21 protein-coding genes and 1 pseudogene are annotated in these 17,049 nt (G+C 69.2%); 14 read left to right on the top strand and 8 right to left on the bottom strand.

Annotation, left to right across the window (positions count from 1 at the left end):
* Positions 1-7: 7 nt before the first annotated feature.
* Positions 8-1,213 (top strand): MFS transporter, encoded by a 1,206-nt coding sequence (locus ACIRG5_RS31480; protein ID WP_402911337.1) that lies wholly within the window; start codon positions 8-10, stop codon positions 1,211-1,213.
* Here ACIRG5_RS31480 and ACIRG5_RS31475 read toward each other — a convergent pair.
* Complete coding sequence (locus ACIRG5_RS31475; protein ID WP_402911334.1) at positions 1,123-1,950, bottom strand: alpha/beta fold hydrolase; 828 nt, start codon at positions 1,948-1,950, stop codon at positions 1,123-1,125. The two genes, ACIRG5_RS31480 and ACIRG5_RS31475, sit on opposite strands and share 91 nt — an antisense overlap.
* The gene (locus ACIRG5_RS31470; RefSeq protein WP_402911331.1) at positions 1,947-2,630 is read right to left on the bottom strand and encodes an SRPBCC domain-containing protein; all 684 of its coding nucleotides are present in this window, start codon (positions 2,628-2,630) and stop codon (positions 1,947-1,949) included. Before ACIRG5_RS31470 ends, ACIRG5_RS31475 begins: the two co-directional genes overlap by 4 nt.
* Positions 2,631-2,768: 138 nt before the next feature.
* Between ACIRG5_RS31470 and ACIRG5_RS31465 the strand changes: the two genes are divergently transcribed.
* Entirely contained in the window at positions 2,769-3,353 is a 585-nt protein-coding gene (locus tag ACIRG5_RS31465; RefSeq protein WP_402911328.1) for a DUF998 domain-containing protein, read from the top strand.
* Between the two features lie 58 nt (positions 3,354-3,411).
* Here ACIRG5_RS31465 and ACIRG5_RS31460 read toward each other — a convergent pair whose 3' ends face one another.
* A complete protein-coding gene (locus tag ACIRG5_RS31460) occupies positions 3,412-3,636 on the bottom strand; it encodes a zinc-ribbon domain-containing protein (RefSeq protein ID WP_319966184.1) in 225 nt (74 codons plus the stop codon).
* An 85-nt stretch (positions 3,637-3,721) separates the two neighbouring features.
* On the opposite strand from ACIRG5_RS31460, the gene ACIRG5_RS31455 reads away from it, so the two are divergent.
* The 7 genes from ACIRG5_RS31455 to ACIRG5_RS31425 all read left to right on the top strand — a co-directional run bounded on the left by ACIRG5_RS31455 (position 3,722) and on the right by ACIRG5_RS31425 (position 8,900).
* Positions 3,722-4,222 (top strand): GNAT family N-acetyltransferase, encoded by a 501-nt coding sequence (locus ACIRG5_RS31455; RefSeq protein ID WP_402911324.1) that lies wholly within the window; start codon positions 3,722-3,724, stop codon positions 4,220-4,222.
* Between the two features lie 36 nt (positions 4,223-4,258).
* Positions 4,259-4,849 carry a nucleotidyltransferase family protein gene (locus tag ACIRG5_RS31450; protein ID WP_402911321.1) on the top strand — a complete coding sequence of 197 codons (591 nt, stop codon included), beginning with the start codon at positions 4,259-4,261 and terminating at the stop codon, positions 4,847-4,849.
* Positions 4,812-5,060, top strand: coding sequence for a BON domain-containing protein (locus tag ACIRG5_RS31445; RefSeq protein ID WP_093592439.1), 249 nt, complete (start codon positions 4,812-4,814; stop codon positions 5,058-5,060). The genes ACIRG5_RS31450 and ACIRG5_RS31445 overlap by 38 nt, the downstream gene beginning before the upstream one ends.
* Positions 5,057-5,779: a metallophosphoesterase gene (locus tag ACIRG5_RS31440; protein WP_402911318.1), complete on the top strand. Its 723-nt coding sequence runs from the start codon at positions 5,057-5,059 to the stop codon at positions 5,777-5,779. Before ACIRG5_RS31445 ends, ACIRG5_RS31440 begins: the two co-directional genes overlap by 4 nt.
* Positions 5,776-7,533, top strand: coding sequence for a thiamine pyrophosphate-requiring protein (locus tag ACIRG5_RS31435; protein ID WP_402911316.1), 1,758 nt, complete (start codon positions 5,776-5,778; stop codon positions 7,531-7,533). Before ACIRG5_RS31440 ends, ACIRG5_RS31435 begins: the two co-directional genes overlap by 4 nt.
* Positions 7,530-8,480 carry a TIGR03557 family F420-dependent LLM class oxidoreductase gene (locus tag ACIRG5_RS31430; RefSeq protein ID WP_402911313.1) on the top strand — a complete coding sequence of 317 codons (951 nt, stop codon included), beginning with the start codon at positions 7,530-7,532 and terminating at the stop codon, positions 8,478-8,480. Before ACIRG5_RS31435 ends, ACIRG5_RS31430 begins: the two co-directional genes overlap by 4 nt.
* An 87-nt stretch (positions 8,481-8,567) precedes the next feature.
* Entirely contained in the window at positions 8,568-8,900 is a 333-nt protein-coding gene (locus tag ACIRG5_RS31425) for a hypothetical protein (RefSeq protein ID WP_402911310.1), read from the top strand.
* Between the two features lie 75 nt (positions 8,901-8,975).
* Here ACIRG5_RS31425 and tuf read toward each other — a convergent pair whose 3' ends face one another.
* Together tuf and ACIRG5_RS31415 are read right to left on the bottom strand one after the other, a co-directional pair.
* On the bottom strand, positions 8,976-10,157 hold the full coding sequence (tuf, locus tag ACIRG5_RS31420) for an elongation factor Tu (protein ID WP_402911307.1): 1,182 nt from the start codon (positions 10,155-10,157) through the stop codon (positions 8,976-8,978).
* A gap of 209 nt (positions 10,158-10,366) precedes the next feature.
* On the bottom strand, positions 10,367-11,236 hold the full coding sequence (locus ACIRG5_RS31415) for a LysR family transcriptional regulator (RefSeq protein WP_402911304.1): 870 nt from the start codon (positions 11,234-11,236) through the stop codon (positions 10,367-10,369).
* 70 nt (positions 11,237-11,306) lie between these two features.
* Here ACIRG5_RS31415 and ACIRG5_RS31410 point away from each other — a divergent pair, with 70 nt between their 5' ends.
* From ACIRG5_RS31410 to ACIRG5_RS31390, 5 genes and pseudogenes are all read left to right on the top strand, one after another.
* The gene (locus tag ACIRG5_RS31410) at positions 11,307-12,302 is read left to right on the top strand and encodes an FAD-dependent oxidoreductase (RefSeq protein WP_402911301.1); all 996 of its coding nucleotides are present in this window, start codon (positions 11,307-11,309) and stop codon (positions 12,300-12,302) included.
* A 5-nt stretch (positions 12,303-12,307) separates the two neighbouring features.
* A pseudogene (locus ACIRG5_RS31405) lies at positions 12,308-12,586 on the top strand (response regulator); the annotation flags it as partial.
* Positions 12,587-12,758: 172 nt separating this feature from the next.
* A complete protein-coding gene (locus ACIRG5_RS31400; protein WP_402911299.1) occupies positions 12,759-13,370 on the top strand; it encodes a sensor histidine kinase in 612 nt (203 codons plus the stop codon).
* Complete coding sequence (locus ACIRG5_RS31395; protein WP_402911731.1) at positions 13,367-13,735, top strand: response regulator transcription factor; 369 nt, start codon at positions 13,367-13,369, stop codon at positions 13,733-13,735. The genes ACIRG5_RS31400 and ACIRG5_RS31395 overlap by 4 nt, the downstream gene beginning before the upstream one ends.
* A gap of 103 nt (positions 13,736-13,838) precedes the next feature.
* Positions 13,839-14,222 (top strand): STAS domain-containing protein, encoded by a 384-nt coding sequence (locus tag ACIRG5_RS31390; RefSeq protein ID WP_402911296.1) that lies wholly within the window; start codon positions 13,839-13,841, stop codon positions 14,220-14,222.
* Between the two features lie 18 nt (positions 14,223-14,240).
* Here the strand turns inward: ACIRG5_RS31390 and ACIRG5_RS31385 are convergent, their stop codons facing one another.
* From ACIRG5_RS31385 to ACIRG5_RS31375, 3 genes are all read right to left on the bottom strand, one after another.
* Positions 14,241-15,386 (bottom strand): glycosyltransferase, encoded by a 1,146-nt coding sequence (locus ACIRG5_RS31385; RefSeq protein ID WP_402911293.1) that lies wholly within the window; start codon positions 15,384-15,386, stop codon positions 14,241-14,243.
* Between the two features lie 62 nt (positions 15,387-15,448).
* Positions 15,449-16,516, bottom strand: coding sequence for a nucleotide disphospho-sugar-binding domain-containing protein (locus ACIRG5_RS31380; protein WP_402911291.1), 1,068 nt, complete (start codon positions 16,514-16,516; stop codon positions 15,449-15,451).
* Between the two features lie 9 nt (positions 16,517-16,525).
* On the bottom strand, positions 16,526-17,044 hold the full coding sequence (locus ACIRG5_RS31375; RefSeq protein WP_402911289.1) for a TetR family transcriptional regulator: 519 nt from the start codon (positions 17,042-17,044) through the stop codon (positions 16,526-16,528).
* Positions 17,045-17,049 lie beyond the last annotated feature (5 nt).

The following is a 17,049-nucleotide window of genomic DNA, read 5'->3' as shown; positions in this document are numbered from 1 at the left end:
CTAGGACATGACCAGGCGACTCGCGTACGCACAGCTGACGAACTCGATCGGAGACGGCGGATTCCTCGTCGTCTCCGCCCTCTACTTCACACAGGTCGTCGGCCTGAGCGCGGCGCGGGTCGGCCTCGCGCTGACCCTCGCCTGGGGCGTCGGAGCCGTCGCGGGCGTCGCGCTGGGACATCTCGCCGACCGCCTGGGCCCGCGCACCACCGCCGTCGTGCTCGCCGCTGCCACGGCCACGAGCATCGCGATCCTGCTCCTCACCCGGAACTTCGCCGCGTTCGTGCTGGTCATGTGCCTGTACGCGAGTTTCCAGAGCGGCCTGCAGGCGTCCAGGCAGGCACTGCTCGCGGGCCTCACCACCCCGGAGGAACGCACGCGGGCCCGTGCGCGAATCCAGTCCACGGCGAACGCGGGCATCGCGATCGGCGCGGCGGCGGGCGGGTTCGCGCTGCACCTGGGCACCGAGGCCGCCTACACGGCAGTGTTCGTGCTGGACGTGCTCGCGTTCGTCGTCGCGGCCGTGGTGCTGAGCACGCTGCCGGAGACCGTGATGACCAGGGCGAAGGGCAAGTTCGACGTCCTCAAGGACCGCCCGTACGCGCTGATCACGCTGATCAACGCCGTGATGCTGCTCTACATGCCGCTGCTGAGCCTGATCATCCCGCTGTGGATCGTGCAGCGCACCGAGGCGCCGACCTGGCTCGCGGCCGCGTTGCTGGTCCTCAACACCGCGGCCGTCGTGCTGTTCCAGGTCCGGATCGCCCGGCGCGCCACCGGTCTCGGTGAGGCCTCGAAGCTCGTGAAGCACTCCGGGCTGATCATGTTCGCGTCCTGCGCGGTCTTCGCCACCACGGCGTTCAGCTTCGGTGCCTGGCCGGTGGCGGCACTGCTGATCGCCGCGGCCGGGCTGCAGGTGCTCGGCGAGATGATGCTCGCCTCCGGCACGTGGGAGATCAGCTTCGCCCTCGCGCCCGCCGACCGGCAGGGCCAGTACCAGGGCTTCTTCGCGACCGGAACGGCCGTCGCGCGCATGGTCGGCCCCGCCCTGCTCACCACCGTCGTGCTCGGCTGGGGAGCACTCGGGTGGCTCGCGGTCGGCGGGCTGTTCGTCGTGGCGGGTTACGCGATGGGACCGGCGGTGCGCTGGGCCCGCGAGAAGAACTCCACGAGTTCCGGCGCCATGACCGACGACTTGTACATGTGCGTCTGACCGGGCAGCGTCCGGTACTCCGTGTCCGCCCCGAGCACTTCCGAGACGTTCTTCATCGCGTTGCGGAGGTACTCGGGGCTCTTGCCGCCGTCCATCGCGAGGGTCGGCACCTTCACCGTCCAGCGGTCCGCCGGCAGCTTCGAGCCGCGGCCGTCGTCGCCGAGGATCGTCAGGTCCCACGGCAGCGTGTGCGCGACGACCTTGAGCTTCTTCCAGACCGGGGTCAGCTTCATGATCGCGACACCGATGCCGGGCGTGCCGACCATCTTCATGAACGCCGAGAGCATGCCGGAGCGGTCGTCACGGGCGAGCATGTCGTTCATCTGCCGCACGATGTCCGCGGGGCGCGGCTTGTACGTGCCGTCCACGACGAACGGCGCCTCGTAGATCGCGAGCCGTGAGATGCCCGGCAGCCGTGACGCCGCTTCGAGAGCCAGCACCGCGCCCGACGAGACGCCGAAGACGAACGCCGAACCGCCGGCCTCCCTGATCACGGCGTCGATGTCCTCGACCTCGCGCTGCACCGACCACGGCGTCGCGCCGTCACCGGTCTCGCCACGGCCGCGCCGGTCGTACGTGTAGACCGTGAAGTTCTTGTCCAGCACCGAGGCCAGTTCGGTGCTCGGGCCGAACATGCGGTGGCACAGGGCGCCGTCCACGATGATCAGCGCGGGCCCGGAGCCGGTGATCGAGTAGGCGACCTCGGTGCCGTCGGCGGAAGTCGTGAAGCGCGTCATTTCTGCTCTCCCAAGGTGGTGTCGAGGAAGTCCTGCCAGTCCTGTTCGGACTCGTCGCCCTCGAAGACGTTGTGCGCGGCGATGACCGGACCGAAGAACCCGCGCATGAACCGGTACATGCCCTTGTCGGTGCGCAGCGCGAGACTGTGGGCGTTGCGGTGGAACTCGACGGCGTCCGGGAGCTTGGCGGCCAGCGCCGCGTCGAGCTTCTTCCAGGCCTCGTCCCAGTCGCTGATCATCGGCCCGAAGACCGTGAGCGGACGGGCCGTGCGGCCGGGGAAGTGCGTCAGGTACTCCAGCAGCGTGCGCCGGAACAGCGCGCCGCCCAGCGTCATCGCCTCGAACTCGTCGGCCCAGTCGTCGCCCGGCAGGAAGCCGCTCGTCACCATCCGCAGCACGGTGCTGCCGTGCTCGCGGCCCTCGACGAGGAACTCGTAGGCGACGAACCGGCCGTCGGGCGCCTTGCCGCTGTCGTACGCGAAGTGGCGCCCTGGTTCCGCCGCGGTGACCTCGCTCGTCGGCTCGTACCCGCCGAAGGCCATCTTGACCTGGCCGTTCGCGACCTCGTTGCGGCCCATGAACCACGAGTCGATGCCCGGCCCCGTCGCGATGGCCGTCCACACGTCCTCGACGGACGCAGGCACCTCGATCTCGTCGGTGCTCTTGAACTCGTGGCCCATCGGTTCTCCCTGCTCTGGCTTCGTGGATGGTCTCATCCTGCTCCCGACGATTCTCTTCGTCAAGACAGTCGGACTAGTCTTGACAAAAAAACTTGTCGGTGGTTCCGTTCTCGCCACACCGAACCTCTGGAGGAACCCATGTCCCGCATCGCCTGCGGTGTCGTCGCCGGTCCGCTCTACCTCGTCGTCGGGTACGCCCAGGCGTTCACCCGCGAGGGCTTCGACCTCTCGCGGCACCCGTTCAGCATGCTCAGCCTCGGCTCGCTCGGCTGGATCCAGATCGCGAACTTCATCGTGAGCGGCACGTTGTTCCTGGTCGCGGCCACCGGCATAGCGAAGCACGCGAGGTGGGGAGCGAGGCTGATCGGCCTGATGGGGGCGGGCATGATCCTCGGCGGGGTGTTCGTCGCCGATCCGGCCATGGGCTTCCCCGCCGGAGCACCGGACGGCCCGCCCGCCTCGTTGTCCTGGCACGGCGCTCTGCACGCGGTCGCGTTCGGGCTCGCGATGATCGGCTGGATCGGGGCGTGCTTCGTGTTCGCGCGTAGGCTCGGAGGATGGCTGGCGGTGATGAGCGGCCTGACCGGCGTGCTCCTGGTGGTGCCGATGGCGTTCCTGGGGAACCCCGGCGGGACGGTGCTGCTCTACGTGGTCGCGACGATCGGCTGGGTCTGGACCTCGCTCGTGTCCCTGAGGCTGAACCGGCCTGTCTTCTCGAGCTGATCTGCCCGGAGTGCGGGCGCGTCACCACCGATGAGCACGCGCCCGGCTGTGCCGCCTGTCAGACCAGCTGATGGGCGTGCATCTTGCTGATGTCGTAGGAGACTCCGCAGAACGTGCACTGCAACCCGTACCTGCTGCTGATGGTGAACAGCGGGATGAAGAAGATCGTCGGCTTCGTGTAGCGGCGGAACAGGTTGTGCGCCGACTGGTGGTGGCAGTGCCCGCACACCAGCGTCAGCATGCGCAGCTGCTCGATCGTCGTGCGCCAGCCGAAAATGACCATCTGCTCTCCTCGTCCCGGATGTCCTTCTGACGTCTGAGGTCCCCTCTGAGTTGCAGTGGGCCCGCGGAATTCAGAAGGTGGACAGGTGGACACCCTGCTGCGGCCCTGGACTCCCGACGACGCGCCGATCGTCCTGGCCGCGTCCGCCGAGCCGATGATGGACCGTCAGTTCACCGCGCAGATCGACTCGCTGGCCGCAGCCGAGGAGTGGATCGCGCTGCTCGCGTCCCACCGCACCGACGACACCGCGTACACGTTCGCCGTGCTGCACGAGGGCGTGCCGGTGGGCAACGTCGCCGTGTCGAGCGTCGAGCGCCGTCACCTGACCGGGTGGGTCTCCTACTGGATGCGGGAGGAGGCGCGGGGCAGGGGGCTGGCGACCAGGGCCTGCCGCGAGGTCAGCGAGTTCGCCTTCTCCGAGCTCGGCCTGTTCCGCCTGGAGATCGCGCATCGCCTGGACAATCCCGCTTCCTGCCGGGTCGCGACGGCCGCCGGCTACGCGGTGGAAGGCGTCGAGCGGGCCCGGTTGCTCTACGACGGAGTCCGCTACGACACCGAGACCCACGCGCGGCTCGCCACGGACTGAGGTTCACGCCGCAGTTCGGCGGGTAGCCCGAAGTGCATGAGCGGACTGCAGGACGAGCTGCTGCGGACGTTGGTCAAGGTCGCCAACGCTTTACGTGGCGCGGAGATCCCCTTCGCGCTGACGGGTGGTTGCGCGGGCTATGCGCGGGGCGGGCCGGCGAGCGAGCACGACGTGGATCTTCTGGTGCGCCCGGAGGACGCCACCGAGGCCGTGCGCGTGCTGGTGAAGCGCGGGCTTCGCGCCGCAGAGCCGCCGGAGGACTGGCTGCTCAAGGTCTACGACGGGGACTCGTTGGTGGACCTGCTCTTCCGGCCGAACGAACGCCTCGTCACCGACGAGATCCTCGCGATGGCCGAGGAGATGCCGGTCGGCTCGGTGATGCTGCCGGTCATGCCGGCGACGTTCGTGCTGAGCAGCAAGCTGCTCGTGCTGGACGGGCACCGCTGCGACTTCAGCGAGCTGCTGCCGTTCGCCCGCGCGCTGCGAGAACAGATCGACTGGGAACAAGTGCGCGAGGAGACCAAGAACTCTCCTTACGCCGAAGCGTTCCTGGTCCTCATCGAACGCCTGGACATCATCGGGAGTGACCATGAGTTCCGAGCAGTACCTGGCAGCAAATCTGCGTAGGGCGGTGGCCGAGGACCCGCGCACGGCCGAGCTCGGCGTGCGCGTCACCGTGCGCGGTGATCACGTGATGCTCTCCGGCGACGTGGCGTGCGCGGACCGCCGTGCCGCGCTGGAGGAGGTCCTGCACGAGGCCGCTCCCGAACTGACGATCTTCAACGACGTGCGCGTGACACCTGCGGGCGAACCGGAGGGTGAGGAGGACCTGCGATGATCCGAGTCGCTGCGGTCGGGGACATCCACCTCGGCGAGGACATGCGCGGGCATCTCCGGCCGGCGTTGGAGAAGGTCGGCGAGCACGCCGACATCCTGCTGCTGGCCGGTGACCTGACCCGGCACGGCACGGTCGTCGAGGCCTCCGTGGTCGCGGACGAGTTCGCGGACCTGCCGGTGCCCGTCGTCGCGGTCCTGGGCAACCACGACCACCACGACGACAAACCGCTCGAAGTCACCAAGACGTTGCAGGACAAGGGCATCCACGTGCTGGAGGGCACGACGTTCACCCATCGGGCGAACGGCTGCTCGATCGGCGTCGCGGGCGTGAAGGGGTTCGGCGGCGGCTTCGCGGGCAAGTGCGGCAGCGCGTTCGGCGAGCGCGAGATGAAGGCGTTCATCCAGCACACCTGCGAGATCGCGGAGAACCTGGAGAGCGCACTGTCCGAACTGGACACCGACATCAAGGTCGCGTTGACGCACTACGCGCCGGTGCCGGACACGCTGCGCGGCGAACCGCCGGAGATCTACCCGTTCCTCGGCTCGTACCTGCTCGGCGAGGCCATCGACGCCACCGGCACGGATCTCGCCGTGCACGGCCACGCGCACTTCGGCACCGAGCAGGGCATGACGCCGGGCGGGGTGCGGGTCCGCAACGTCGCGCAGCCGATCATCCGCTCCGCCTACACGGTGTACGTGCTGGAAGGGACCTCTTCATGACCGTCGGCGACTTCGTCGTGCAACGCCTGCGGGACTGGGGTGTCAAGCAGGTGTTCGCGTATCCCGGCGACGGCATCAACGGGATCGTGGCCGCGTTCGGCAAGGCGGACAACGACCCGAAGTTCATCCAGACCCGCCACGAGGAGATGGCCGCGTTCGCCGCCGTCGGCCTCGCGAAGTTCAGCGGTGACGTGGGCGTCTGCCTCGCGACCTCAGGGCCCGGCGCGATCCACCTGCTCAACGGCCTGTACGACGCGAAACTCGACCACGTGCCGGTCGTCGCGATCGTCGGCCAGACCGCCCGCACCGCGCAGGGCGGCAGCTATCAGCAGGAAGTCGACCTGCACTCGTTGTTCCGCGACGTCGCCTCGTACCTGGTCGACGTGACGGTGCCCGAGCAGCTGCCCAACGCGCTGGACCGGGCGATGCGCACGGCCGCCGCCGATCGCGCGCCCGCCGTGCTGATCATCCCGAACGACGTGCAGGAGCAGGAGTACGCCGCGCCCAAGCACGAGTTCAAGTACATCCCGTCGAGCCCGCCGTCGCGTCCGTCGTCGACCGTCGTGCCCTCTGATGACGAGGTGCGACGCGCCGCCGAGGTGCTGAACAGCGGCGAGAAGGTCGCGATCCTGATCGGTCAGGGCGCGCGCGGAGCGTCCGACGAGGTGCGCGCGACCGCCGAGGTGCTGGGCGCCGGCGTCGCGAAGGCGTTGCTGGGCAAGGACGTGCTGCCTGACGACCTGCCGTACGTGACCGGGTCGATCGGGCTGCTCGGCACCCGGCCGTCGTACGAGATGATGCGCGACTGCGACCGGTTGCTGATCATCGGATCGAACTTCCCGTACTCCCAGTTCCTGCCGAAGTTCGGGTCGGCCCGAGGCGTGCAGATCGACCTCGACGGCCGCGCGATCGGCATGCGCTACCCGACCGAGGTCAACCTCGTCGGCGACGCGGGAGCGACGTTGCGCGCGCTGATCCCGTTGCTGGAGCGCAAGGAGGACCGCTCGTGGCGGGAGACGATCGAGGCGAACGTCGAGCGTTGGTGGGACGTCGTGGAACGGCAGGCGCAGGTGCCCGCCGATCCCGTCAACCCGATGCGGATCGTCTCCGAGCTCTCGAAACGCCTGCCGCACAACGCGATCGTCACGGCGGACTCGGGTTCGGCGACGAACTGGTACGCGCGGCTTCTCAAGATTCGGGGCAACGTGCGGTCCTCGCTGTCCGGAACGCTGGCCACGATGGGCTGCGCGGTCCCGTACGCGATCGGCGCCTCCTTCGCCCAGCCGGACCGGCCGTTGATCGCGTTGGTCGGCGACGGCGCGATGCAGATGAACGGCATGGCGGAGTTGCTGACGCTGCGGCGGTACGGCATCCGTTGCGTCGTCTGCGTGTTCCACAACAACGACCTCAACCAGGTCACGTGGGAGCTGCGCGCGATGGGCGGCGCGCCGAAGTTCGAGGAGTCGCAGACACTTCCGGACATCTCGTACGCCACCTTCGCGCGGTCGATCGGCCTGCAGGGCATCGAGGTCAACGACCCGGCGCAGCTCAGCACGGCGTGGGAGACGGCGCTCGCGTTCGACGGCTCGACCGTTCTCGACGTGCGCTGTGACCCGAACGTGCCGCCGATCCCGCCGCACGCGACGTTCGAGCAGATCAAGGACATGACCGAGGCCGTGCTGCGGGGCGACCCCGACGCGTGGGAGCTGATGACGCGCGGCCTCAAGACCAAGATCCAGGAGTTGCTGCCGTGATCACGGGCTATTTCCTTTCCTCAGAAGAACACGGACCGCGCGACCTGGTCCGCAACGCTCGAATGGCGCAGGAGCACGGCTTCGAGGCGTTGTGGATCTCCGACCACTTCCACCCGTGGAACGACGAACAGGGCCAGTCCCCGTTCGTCTGGGGCACGATCGGCGCGCTGTCCGAGGCGGTCACGTTGCCGATCACCACGGCCGTGACGTGCCCGATCGTTCGCATCCACCCGGCCGTCATCGCGCAGGCCGCCGCCACCGCGGCCGTGCAGACCGAGGGCCGTTTCGTGCTCGGCGTCGGCAGCGGCGAGGCGCTGAACGAACACGTGCTGGGCGACCGCTGGCCGTCCGCCGACGTGCGGCTCGAGATGCTGGAGGAGGCGATCGGCCTCATCCGCACGCTGCACCAGGGCGACGAGGTCACCCACCACGGCAAGCACTACACCGTGGAGAACGCCCGCCTCTACACCGTGCCCGAACGCCCGGTGCCGATCTACGTCTCCGCGTTCGGCCCCAAGGCGGTGCGGCTCGCGGCACGCTGCGGCGACGGCTACGTGAGCGTCGGCCCGGCCGGCGACCTCGTCGAGAAGTACCGCGCCGAGGGCGGGCGCGGACCGGCGCAGAGCGGGCTGAAGGTCTGCTACGCCGAGTCCGAGGAGGACGCGGTCGCCACCGCGCATCGGTTGTGGCCCAACGACGGCCTGCCCGGCGAACTGGCTCAGGTGCTGCCGACGCCGAAGCACTTCGAGCAGGCATCGGAGTTGGTCACACCCGAGATGATCTCGAAGGCGATCCCGTGCGGCCCGGACCCCGAGAAGTACGCGGAGAAGATCAGGGAGTTCGCCGAGGCCGGGTTCGACGAGGTCTACGTGCAGCAGATCGGGCCGAACCAGCAGGAGTTCTTCGAGTTCTGGACCAAGGAAGTCGTGCCCCTGCTCGACGTGTGACGGGCTAGGATCGCGGCATGACCACCAGAAAGGGCCATGCCGCGTAGGCGCCCCGTCCGCGAGCAGCGGACCAGCCAGATCTCCCGAATGTCTCCTGCTGCCCTGCGCGCGATCGCGCTGATCGAGCGCACGTACCTGAGACCTGGCGAGACAGCCGAAGCTCTCGACGGCTGGGCTCGGTTCGTGCACGGTCCCATCCGTGCCATCACAGGCTACGAGCCCGACGACTGCCCCTGCCCTGGTTGTGAGTGGGACGATCCCGTCACCCGGCGCGCGGCATTGGGGACCGTCCTGCGGGCTCTGCCGGGCAAACCGGCTCGTGAGTTGCGCGCACTCGTCCGGCCGCTCGACGAGCTCTACCTCGCCCGCTCGCTCCCCGTTCCCGAACACGCCCACATCCGTGCGTTGCTCAACGCGTGAAAGCGCGGCGGGACGCGAAGTCCCGCCGCGCTCTTCAAGGCAGCGCGACCACCTTCTCGGGCCGTCGCCGCCGCCTCAGACGAGGATCTCGCCGACCGTGCCGGCACCCACGGTCTTGCCGCCCTCGCGAATCGCGAAGCCCAGCCCGGTGTCCATCGCCACCGCCTTGCCCAGCTCCACCGTGACCTCGACGGTGTCACCTGGCAGGGCCAGCGTCCTGTCGAGCTCCACCACGCCGACGACGTCGCCGGTGCGGAAGTGGAACTGCGGGCGGTAGTTCGACGCGATGCCCGTGTGCCTGCCGCCCTCGGCGTGCGAGAGCAGGTACACGGTCGCGCGGAACCGGGTGTGCGGCGCGACGCTGCCCGGCAGGGCCAGGACCTGGCCGCGCCGGACGTCGCCGCGCTTCACCCCGCGCAGCAGGATCGCGGCGTTGTCCCCCGCCTGGGCCTGCTGCATGGGCTTGCCGAACGTCTCGATGCCGGTGGCCACGGACGACACGGCGTCGCCGAGACCGAGCACCTCGACCTGGTCGCCGAGGCCGAGCACGCCCCGCTCCACCGCGCCGGTCACGACGGTGCCGCGGCCGGTGATGGTCAGGACGTTCTCGATCGGCATCAGGAACGGACCGGAGATGTCGCGCTCCGGCACCGGCACGTGCGAGTCCACGGCGTCGAGCAACGACACCACCGACTCCACCCATTCCGGGTCGCCCTGCAGCGCGCGCAGGCCGGACACCCGCACGACCGGTGTGGCGTCGCCGTCGAAGCCGTACTGGGAGAGCAGGTCGCGGATCTCCAGCTCCACCAGGTCGAGCAGCTCCGGGTCGCTCACCGCGTCGGCCTTGTTCAGCGCCACCACCACGTACGGCACGCCCACGCGGTGCGCCAGCACCACGTGTTCGCGCGTCTGCGGCATCGTTCCGTCCTCCGCGGACACCACGAGGATCGCGCCGTCCAGCTGCGCCGCCCCCGTGATCATGTTCTTCACGTAGTCGGCGTGGCCGGGCATGTCGACGTGCGCGTAGTGACGCGTCGGCGTCTCGTATTCGACGTGCGCGATGTTGATCGTGATGCCGCGGGCCAGCTCTTCCGGCGCCCGGTCGATCCGGTCGAACGCCGTGAAGGTCGTGCCCGTTGGGTCCTTTTCGGACAGAACCTTGGTGATGGCCGCGGTCAGCGTGGTCTTGCCGTGGTCGACGTGCCCCATGGTGCCGATGTTGAGGTGCGGCTTGGCGCGCACGAACTCTTGCTTCATTGCCCTGTGTCCTCGGGATGTGCAGCTGGAGGTTCAGAACCGATGGACCGCTACAACCCTCCTCCAGTGGTCCTGAAGGATGGACTGGAGAAGGGTCAGAGTCGGGCGCCGGCCAGCTGTGCCAGGACAACGGCGAGCGCGTCCGCAGGAACACCTGCGTACGTGTTGTGCTCAGCCGTCAAAAACATGCGTCGATGGTGACAGGCGGGCTAATTCGTTGTCACCTGGTTTTTCGCGAGTCCGATCAACGCCCGTGCGGCCGGGCTGTGCGGACCCTCCGCGCGCCACGCGAAGGCGAGCCGGCTGTGCGGCACGGGATCGGTGATCCGCACGGCGTGCAGATCACCCACCATCGACGACGCCAGGATCGCCGGACCGAGCCCGCGCCGCGCCAGCGTGATCACCATCGCCGGTGCGGAGGCCTCGAACGCGATCCGCGGCCGGCGCGATCCGCAGGCGTCGTCCAGCGCGCCGCGCAACCCCGTCCCCGGCGGCAGGCTGATCAACCCGCGCTCCAGCAGCTCGTCCAGCGGCACGGACTCCCTGCCGTACCAGGGATCCGCCGCGGAGACCGCGGCCACGAGCGGTTCGTCGGCCAGCACCCGGACCGACAACCCCTCCGGCTCCGGTCCCGCGTACCCGACGAGGGCGAAGTCCAGTCGACCGTCCACAAGGGACGAGATCAGCGCATCGGAGTTGGCTTCCGACAACGTGATCTCGACGGCGGGGAACGACGAGTGGAACGCCGACAGCAGCTCGGGCAGGTCCATGATCCCGCAGGACACGACCATCCCGACGCGCACGGCGCCGCGCACCAGCCCGGCCATCTCCTCCACGGTCCGCCGCGCCGCTTCCACCGAGCCCAGCGCCGCCCGTGCCAACGGCAGGACCGCCGCGCCGACGTCGGTCAGCGTCACGGTGCGCCCCGACCGGTCCAGCAGGTCGTGCCCGAGCTCCCGCTCCAGCCGCCGGATCTGCGCGCTGACCCCGGGCTGCGCGACGTGCGCCCGTTCCGCCGCCCGCGTGAACGAGCCCGACTCCACGACCGCGACGAAGTACTCCAGCTGCCGAAGCTCCATAACCAACGATTATAGAGCGCAGCATAACTAGATCTTGGACTTATAAGAGCAGGCCAGCAACCCTGGAGACATGGAGATTTTCTACCCAGGCGACACCGGCTACGACGAGGAACGCAGCGGTTTCCAGACCGGACTCCGCCACGAACCACAGGTGATCTTCGCCGTGCAGAACGCACAGGACGTCGAAGAAGCCGTCGGTTACGCCAAGACCCGCGGCCACGAGTACGCGATCCAGAGCACCGGCCACGGCCTGACCACGGCCACGACCGGCGTCCTGATCTCCACCAGGCGCATGAACAACGTCGAGATCGACGTCGAGACCAGCACCGCCAGGGCCGAGGCGGGCGCGGTGTGGCAGCAGGTGATCGAGCAGGCCGCTCCGCACGGCCTCGCCCCGCTCAGCGGCGACGCGAGCGACGTCGGTGTCGTCGGCTACACCCTCGGCGGCGGATTCAGCGTGCTGGCCAGGGAGTTCGGCTTCGCGAGCGAGCGCGTGCGCCAGACCGACAGGGTGGGCGACGTCGTCACCGCGCTGCAGTTCGAACTCCTGCCGATCGACGAGGTCCACGCGGGCGAGATGTTCTTCGAGGCCCGGCACGCACCCGAGGTGTTCGAGGCGTTCCACAGCTGGGACCTGCCGGATCACGTCACCCCGGCGCTCACCACCCTCGGCGACGTCGTGCGCATCACCTTCGCGAGCACGAAACCGTTCGACATCAGCCATCTTCGTGTCGCGCCCACGCTGAAGGAGGAGTTCGGCGCGAAGCCGTTCGCGCAGGCCGCCGGCAAACCGCTGCCGCCGCACACCTACCAGGGCGACAATGTCCTGCTGAGCGACCTGCCCTTGGAAGCGCTGCACAACGCCAGAGAGGCCGCCGCGCACTCCAGCGCCGAGATCTTCCTCGGCGTGCTGCCGCTCGGTGGAGCGCTCAAGACCGAAGCCACTCATCTCATCAAGCTCATCTCGCCCCAGTTGGGCGTCGAGAAGCAGCACGAAGAGGTGTTCGACCAGGTGCGACCGTTCGTGGTCGGACGGTCGCGGAATTTCCGTTACGCCGTAGGCTGACCTGTATGACCAGTGTGGTTCTCGTGGAGGACCACGACATGGTGGCCGAGGCGATCGGGCAGGCTCTGGAACGGGCCGGGTTCACCGTGATCGCCCGTGCGTCCAGTGTCGCCACTGCTCTCGCGGAAGTAGTCCGCGGGAGGCCAGACGTCGTCCTCCTCGACCGCAGACTGCCCGACGGCGACGGCACCGCGCTGATCCCTGAGTTCGTCAGGGCCGGCGCCAAGGTGCTGGTGCTGACCGGCGAGGCCACGGCGTCGGTCGCCGCGCGCGTCGCCGAGGCCGGTGGCGCGGGGCTGATCCTCAAGTCGGCACGGCTGGACGACCTGGTCGAGGCCGTGCGCATGGTCGCGGCGGGCGAGGTCGTGTTCGACTCGCGGCTGCTCGCGGGCGTGCTCGACCGGCTGACCGGCAGGGTCAAGACCGCCGGTGCCTCGCTCACCGCGCGCGAGCAGGTTGCTCACCCACCTGGTGGAGGCGCAGGAGAAGGAACGGCAGCGCATCGCGTGGGACGTCCACGACGACACCATCCAGGCCATGGTCGCCGTGGACATGCGGCTGCAGCTGCTCGCCCGCAAGCTGCCGGAGGAGCACCGCGAGATGGTCAGGCAGCTCGACGGGGCGGTCCGCGCCACCATCAGCAGGCTGCGCAACCTGGTGTTCCGCGTGCGTCCTCCCGGTATCGAGCGCCAGGGTCTGCGCGACTCGCTGGCCGCCTACCTCGCCGACACCTCCACGGTCGGGGAGATCCGGTACGGGCTCGAACGCGAGCCGGGCGGCGACGCGGCCATCACGATCTTCCGCATCTGCCAGGAGGCGCTGACCAACGTCCGCAAGCACGCGCGTGCGTCGCTCACCGTCCTCGAACTGTCCACTGTGGACCGAGGATTTCTGGTCCGGGTGATGGACGACGGCGTCGGGATCCCCGACCTAGACCAGAACACGAGTCACTTCGGCCTGATCGAGATGCGCGAACGGGCGGTGGCCGTCGGCGGCTGGTGCACCGTGACGGCGCGCGAAGGCGGAGGCACTGTCGTCGAGTTCTGGCTCCCGGACGTGCGGCCGTGATCGTCCGCGTGCTGATCGCCGACGACGATCCCCTGATCAGGGACGTCCTGCGGGACGTGCTCGACGACGAACCGGACCTGGAGGTCGTGGCGGTCGCCGCCGATGCCCGCGAGGCCGTCGAACTGGCCGAACAGCACGCGCCGGCGGTGGTCGTGCTCGACGTGCGGATGCCGTTCGGCGGAGGCTCGCACGCGGCGACCGAGATCCTGCAGCGTGCGCCCGGAACGCGGATCCTGGCGTTCTCCGCCTACACCGATCCTGGCGCCGTCGACGAGATGCGCCGGGCGGGCGTCACGGACTACCTGGCCAAGGGAGTGCGCAACACCGAACTGGTCGCCGCCGTCCGGAGGTTGGGGGGACGATAGGTTGTGATGGGGAAGCAACGGCCGTAACGTCGGGGCGACAGCCGGGTTCAGCAGCGTGCTCGGAGTCCGAGTCTCGTGCGCCTTCGGCCACCGGGGAGTGCTGGTGAACGAAGAAGTGTTCAAGGAATCGCCGCTGCTCACGGTCCGTGTCGCGACGGTCGCCGGGATCGTTGTCATCGCCGTGGAAGGCGAGATCGACGTCGACACGGCCGACGAGGTGCTGGACGCGGTGCGTCACGCCTTCGAGACCGCGGGGCCCGCGCTGATCGCCGACCTCACGGAGGTCAGCTTCTTCGGCTCGACCGGCATCTCGACGCTGATCTCGGCCCACGAGCACGCCGACGAGCTGGGCAAGAAGCTGCACGTCGTCGCGCCGCAGCGGGCCGTGAGACGACCGTTGCAGGTCACGGGGGTGGCCGACGTCCTCGCGCTGCACGACTCCGTCGAGGAGGCGCTGTCGGCGCTGAAACCGGTGCCCAGCGAGTAGGCACCGGTCCGCACGTCGTCAGCCGGCCAGTTCGGTCAGCTTCGGCACCACGTCGTCGGGGTGCGGCATGGCGGCGATCTCCGCGGCGATGGCGGCGTTCGCGGCCTGCACCTCGTTGTCCTTCAACAACTTCCGCACGGTCTCCTGCACCGCGTCCGCCGTGAAGTCCTCGCCGACGAGCTGAGCGCCCAGTCGCGTGTCCGCGACGATCTCGGCGTTGCGGAACTGGTCGGCGCCCTGTGGCAGCACCAACTGCGGCAGGCCGTGCGTCATCGCGGCGACCGTGGTGCCGGCGCCGCCGTGATGCACGACGAGATCTGCGTGCGCGAGCAGATCCGCCTGAGGCACCCACGGCAGCACGTGCACGTTGCCCGGCACGTCGGTCAGCACGGACGGATCGACCTGCGGCCCGGTCGCGACCAGCACCTCGGCGTCCACGCCCGAGAGCCCGGCGATCGCGGTCCGCAGCACGTCCGGGTTCGAGAACGCGGTGCCGAACGTCAGGTAGACGAGCGGCCTTTCGTGCGCCACGACCCAATCGGGCAATTCGCCCGGCTCGGCGAACGGAACCGGACGCATCGGAATTCGATCCACGTCCGCAAGAAAGTCCAGGTTCTGCAAAGACGGCGGGAAGACGTCCAGATAAGTCGATCCGAGCCCGTAATGCTGCCCATCGGGCAACGTGATACCGAGTTCGGCGACGTACTCCAGAAGGAGGTTGCTCATTGCTTCCGGAACGAGGGATTCGTCCATCTTGCCGAATCCGTGGCACACCGTCGGAATCCCGGCGCGCAGGGCGGCGAGGCCGGCGCCGGGGTTGATGAGCTCGAAGACGACCAGGTCGGGCTTGTCCCGTTCGAGCACCGGCTCCAGATCGTTCACGAAGGCCCTGGGCAGCACGGACCCGAACGCGTCGACGGCCGTCTGACGCAGCATGTCGCGTCGGAACTCGCCCGTGCCGTGCAGTTCGTTGGCCTGGCGGAACGCCTCCCAGATGCTGATGCCCGCGTCGACCACCGTGAACCCCAGCTTTTCCACGGTCGCGTGGAATCCGGAGTCGACGGCATAGAGAACGTCATGTCCTTGCGCTCGCGCGGCGATCGCGAGCGGAAGTATCGGGTAAACGTGTCCGTGTGAGCCTAGGCTCGAGAAGAGAATGCGCACCCGGCCAGATTAGGTGCTGTTCTATTGTTCCGGGAGTCGATCCCGCGAATCGTGACCCGCTGCTAGAGACTTTCCCACCGCCGAGCTACCTGGGCGGGCGACGGCATCGCCGCGATCTCGGCGCGCACCTCGCCCGCGGCCCGCTGCAGCTTCGAATCCTCGATGAGCCGGGTGAGCAGCTCGGGTGTGATCTCCCGCGGCTCCGCCCGCAGCCCCGCCCCACGCCCGGTGATCGCGGTCGCGTGCACGGTCCGGTCGCCCGGTCCCGGCTCGACGAGCTGCGGCACTCCCGCCGCGAGCGCGCCGAGCAACGACCCCGCGCCGCCGTGGTGCACGATCCCGTCGCAGAACGGCAGCGCGCGCGGAATCGGCACCCATCCGACCGTCCGGACGTTGCCGGGCAGGCCCTCGGTGCGTTCCGGGCGCACCAGCACGAACTCGGCGTCCACCCGCTCGGCCGCCTTGACCACGGCCGCCATCATCCGGCCAGAGCCAGGACCGGGCGCGGTGCTCCGGCTGACGAGGATGCGCGGCTTGCCGGACGGTTCGGCGAGCCACCGCGGCACCTCACCGTCACCGCTGTACGGCACGAACCGCATCCGTTCACCGCCGGGAAACTCCGCGAGCGACGGCGGCGCCGTGCGCAGAACCGTTGTGGGAGAACGCACTCCGGCCTTCATCCGCGCGCCGACCGCGGCCGTCAGCTCCAGCCCGTCGAACAGCGACACGTCGTGCACGATCGAGGGCACGCCCAGCGCGGACCCGGCGGCGGCCAGCGGTTCGTGCACCACGACGTCCGGCTTCCAACCACGGGCAAAGGCCTGCAACGGCGCCGTCATCGCGTTCCCGACCACACCGAACAGCCGCGACACGAAGTCGAGCCGCCCGCTGCCACGCATCTCCCTCTTGGCCACCAACGGATGCGTCAGCATGATGCGCAGCGCGATCGGTCCGAAGCGGACGTTCGCCGGGACCACGTCCTCGACGCGCAGGCCGGAGTCGCGCACCCGCAGCGCCTCGCCGCCCGTGGCGACCACGACCTCGTGGCCCGCCTCGCGCAGTGCCAGGGCCAGGGGCATCAACGGGAAGACGTGACCCAGCAGGGGAGCGGCGACGACGAGAACACGCATAGATCCAGGTTACGGCTCCACCAGCCGGCGCACGGCGTCCTCGACGGTCCGCCGCCGTTCCTCGTGATCGGCACCTCCAGCGGCGTTCGACCACATCGACGCGATCGCCAGCACCAGCTGCAACACCTGCTCGGCGGAGAACCGCGACGACACCAGTCCCGACTCCTGCGCCGCCCGGATCGCCTCGACCTCGGCGACCCGGCTGACGCAGCCGCGCCGTTCCAGCCGCTGCCAGGTCGCGAGCCGGGCGAACTCCGGGTGCCGGTGCTGCAGGTCGCACAGCCGGGCGGCGTATCCGGGCAGGTCACGGGCGTCGAACTCCACGGCGACCGCGCTCACCACCTCGGACTGCACGGCGTCGAACAGCTCGTCCTTGCCGCCGTAGTAGGTGTAGGCGAGACCCGCGGAACACCGCGCGATGCGGGCGATGCGTTCCATCCGCGCCCCGGCGATCCCGTAGGCGGCGAACTCGACGAACGCGGCGTCCAGCAACCGGCGGCGGGTGCGTTCCCGATCGCGGCTGGGCATGAAAA

The sequence above is a fragment of the Lentzea sp. NPDC102401 genome (assembly GCF_044765805.1).
GTDB lineage: Bacteria > Actinomycetota > Actinomycetes > Mycobacteriales > Pseudonocardiaceae > Lentzea > Lentzea sokolovensis.
This window is presented reverse-complemented; position numbering and strand designations above follow the sequence as displayed.

Bases quoted from the DNA above. Each gene is read 5' to 3' on its own strand.
- ACIRG5_RS31480 (WP_402911337.1), top strand. From the start codon at position 8: ATGACCAGGCGACTCGCGTACGCACAGCTGACGAACTCGATCGGAGAC.
- ACIRG5_RS31475 (WP_402911334.1), bottom strand. From the start codon at position 1,950: ATGACGCGCTTCACGACTTCCGCCGACGGCACCGAGGTCGCCTACTCG.
- ACIRG5_RS31470 (WP_402911331.1), bottom strand. From the start codon at position 2,630: ATGGGCCACGAGTTCAAGAGCACCGACGAGATCGAGGTGCCTGCGTCC.
- ACIRG5_RS31465 (WP_402911328.1), top strand. From the start codon at position 2,769: ATGTCCCGCATCGCCTGCGGTGTCGTCGCCGGTCCGCTCTACCTCGTC.
- ACIRG5_RS31460 (WP_319966184.1), bottom strand. From the start codon at position 3,636: ATGGTCATTTTCGGCTGGCGCACGACGATCGAGCAGCTGCGCATGCTG.
- ACIRG5_RS31450 (WP_402911321.1), top strand. From the start codon at position 4,259: ATGAGCGGACTGCAGGACGAGCTGCTGCGGACGTTGGTCAAGGTCGCC.
- ACIRG5_RS31445 (WP_093592439.1), top strand. From the start codon at position 4,812: ATGAGTTCCGAGCAGTACCTGGCAGCAAATCTGCGTAGGGCGGTGGCC.
- ACIRG5_RS31440 (WP_402911318.1), top strand. From the start codon at position 5,057: ATGATCCGAGTCGCTGCGGTCGGGGACATCCACCTCGGCGAGGACATG.
- ACIRG5_RS31435 (WP_402911316.1), top strand. From the start codon at position 5,776: ATGACCGTCGGCGACTTCGTCGTGCAACGCCTGCGGGACTGGGGTGTC.
- ACIRG5_RS31425 (WP_402911310.1), top strand. From the start codon at position 8,568: ATGTCTCCTGCTGCCCTGCGCGCGATCGCGCTGATCGAGCGCACGTAC.
- tuf (WP_402911307.1), bottom strand. From the start codon at position 10,157: ATGAAGCAAGAGTTCGTGCGCGCCAAGCCGCACCTCAACATCGGCACC.
- ACIRG5_RS31415 (WP_402911304.1), bottom strand. From the start codon at position 11,236: ATGGAGCTTCGGCAGCTGGAGTACTTCGTCGCGGTCGTGGAGTCGGGC.
- ACIRG5_RS31410 (WP_402911301.1), top strand. From the start codon at position 11,307: ATGGAGATTTTCTACCCAGGCGACACCGGCTACGACGAGGAACGCAGC.
- ACIRG5_RS31380 (WP_402911291.1), bottom strand. From the start codon at position 16,516: ATGCGTGTTCTCGTCGTCGCCGCTCCCCTGCTGGGTCACGTCTTCCCG.
- ACIRG5_RS31375 (WP_402911289.1), bottom strand. From the start codon at position 17,044: ATGCCCAGCCGCGATCGGGAACGCACCCGCCGCCGGTTGCTGGACGCC.